Annotated in this window: 2 protein-coding genes; one reads left to right on the top strand and one right to left on the bottom strand. The window is 70.0% G+C overall.

Annotation, left to right across the window (positions count from 1 at the left end):
* Nucleotides 1-50 precede the first annotated feature (50 nt).
* Nucleotides 51-413 (bottom strand): hypothetical protein, encoded by a 363-nt coding sequence (locus V7Q42_RS21385; protein WP_333826294.1) that lies wholly within the window; start codon nucleotides 411-413, stop codon nucleotides 51-53.
* Nucleotides 414-541: 128 nt separating this feature from the next.
* Here V7Q42_RS21385 and V7Q42_RS21380 point away from each other — a divergent pair, with 128 nt between their 5' ends.
* Nucleotides 542-1909, top strand: coding sequence for a DNA polymerase IV (locus V7Q42_RS21380; RefSeq protein ID WP_333826293.1), 1368 nt, complete (start codon nucleotides 542-544; stop codon nucleotides 1907-1909).
* Nucleotides 1910-2010: the final 101 nt, after the last annotated feature.

Genomic DNA, 2010 nt, shown 5'->3' with positions numbered 1-2010 from the left:
ACATTAAACGCATCAAATCAACATGATGGTCCAACCGCGCACAGGTCTCATCAGTACCAGCACGCTCCCCAGGTCACGACCGTGGCGCGCGCCGCGACCGCGTGGCAGACGCTGGGGAAGGTCAGGCGCGTCGCGCCGATCTCGGCGCAGACCGGCCGGTCGATGTCGCCCGAGCACAACGAGCCGTCGTGCGGGTCGAAGGCCGGCGCTTCGATGTCCTTGCGGCAGCGGCCGGCGCGAAGGATGCGGGCATGGGCGGCGCGGGCGCAGTTGCGATTGTCGTAGCTGCGCACGCCCTCGGGGCCGCGGGCACACACCGGCGCGTAGTCGCGGGTGCAGCGGCGACCGGCCTCGGCGCTGCCACCCATGTCAAGAAGGGCCGCGAAGCCCATGACGAAGAAGGCGGTTCGCATCGAGATGCTCCCGTCGGACGACCTTGCTCGACGGCCCCGATCCTCGCCCCCTCGATCACGGCGCGCAAGCCCTCGTCTCACGCGACCCCACTTCGCGGCATCCCGCCGCGGCGCTATCATCCGAGCCGATGAGCGACGCTCCCGCCCCGCCCGACGTGCCGCGCCCCGAGGCCTTCTGCCGCGACTGCTTCACCGCGGTTCGGCCGGGGGCGACGCGTTGTCCGAAATGCGGCGGTCCGCGCCTCCTGGCGCATCCGGAACTCGGCGACCTCGCCCTCGCCCACGTCGATTGCGACGCCTTCTACGCCGCGGTGGAGAAGCGCGACGACCCCACTTTACGCGACAAGCCGGTGATCGTCGGCGGGGGTAAGCGCGGCGTCGTCTCGACCGCCTGCTACGTCGCCCGCATCCACGGCGTGAAGTCGGCGATGCCGATGTGGCAGGCGCTGGAGCGCTGTCCCGAGGCCGTGGTCGTCCGGCCGAACATGGAGAAATACACCCGTGTGGGACGCGAGATCCGCGACATGATGTTCGAGCTGACGCCGTTGGTCGAACCGCTGTCGATCGACGAGGCCTTCCTCGATCTCTCCGGCACCGAACTTCTGCACCACGGATCGCCGGCGCTGACGCTGGCCCGCTTCGCCCGTCGGGTGGAGGAGAAGGTCGGCCTCACCGTCTCGGTCGGCCTCTCCCACAACAAGTTCCTGGCGAAGATCGCCTCCGACCTCGACAAGCCGCGCGGCTTCTCGGTGATCGGCCGGGCCGAGACGCTCGATTTCCTCGCCCCCCGCCCGGTCTCGACCATCTGGGGTGTCGGCAAGGCGACCGCGGCGGCGCTGGAGGTGGAGGGGTTCCGCACCATCGCCGACCTGCGCAAGGCCGACGAGGGACGGCTGATGCGCCGCTTCGGCATCCTCGGCCGACGCCTGCGCCAGCTCGCCTTCGGCGAGGACGCCCGTATCGTCGAGCCGGATCAGGAGATCAAGTCGATCTCCAACGAGCTCACCCTCGACAGCGACGTCGCCGACCCGCACGCGCTCGAGAAGATCCTGTTCCGCCTCGCGACCAAGGTCTCGGGGCGATTGAAGGCGCACGCCTTCGGCGGTTGGACGGTGCAGCTGAAGCTCAAGACCCCGGACTTCAAGGGGATCACCCGCGCCCGCCGGCTCGGCGATCCGACGGCGCTGGCCGATCGCATCTTCCGCACCGGCCTCGATCTGCTCACCAAGGAATGCGACGGCCGCCGCTTCCGCCTGATCGGCATCGGCGTCTCCGACCTCGTGCCCATCGACTTCTGCGACCCGCCCGACCTCGTCGACGAGAACGCCGGGCGACGCGCCAAGGCGGAGGCAGCCATCGACGACCTGCGCCGCCGCTTCGGCGCCGACGTCGTCGAACAGGGACTGGTGTTCACACCGCGGCCGAAGGCGACGACGGCGAAGCCGGGGAGGGAGGCGCCCGACGAAGCGGGCGGAGGCGACGCGGCGGAAGAGTGAGCGGCCGGCTCGCGCGAGATGCTTCGAGACGAGCCCTACCGGCAAATTCGGCCGTCCTCCCCGGCCGGAGCGCATGTGTGGACGGCCCCTCGGAAGCAAGG

The organism is Pinisolibacter sp. (assembly GCF_036782435.1).
In the GTDB taxonomy this organism is placed as follows: Bacteria; Pseudomonadota; Alphaproteobacteria; order Rhizobiales; family Ancalomicrobiaceae; genus CALBKH01.
Note: the sequence above shows the minus strand (reverse complement) of the source record. Positions and strands in the feature narration are given on the sequence as shown.

Coding starts and splice junctions, on each gene's coding strand:
- V7Q42_RS21385 (WP_333826294.1), bottom strand. CDS start 413: ATGCGAACCGCCTTCTTCGTCATGGGCTTCGCGGCCCTTCTTGACATG.
- V7Q42_RS21380 (WP_333826293.1), top strand. CDS start 542: ATGAGCGACGCTCCCGCCCCGCCCGACGTGCCGCGCCCCGAGGCCTTC.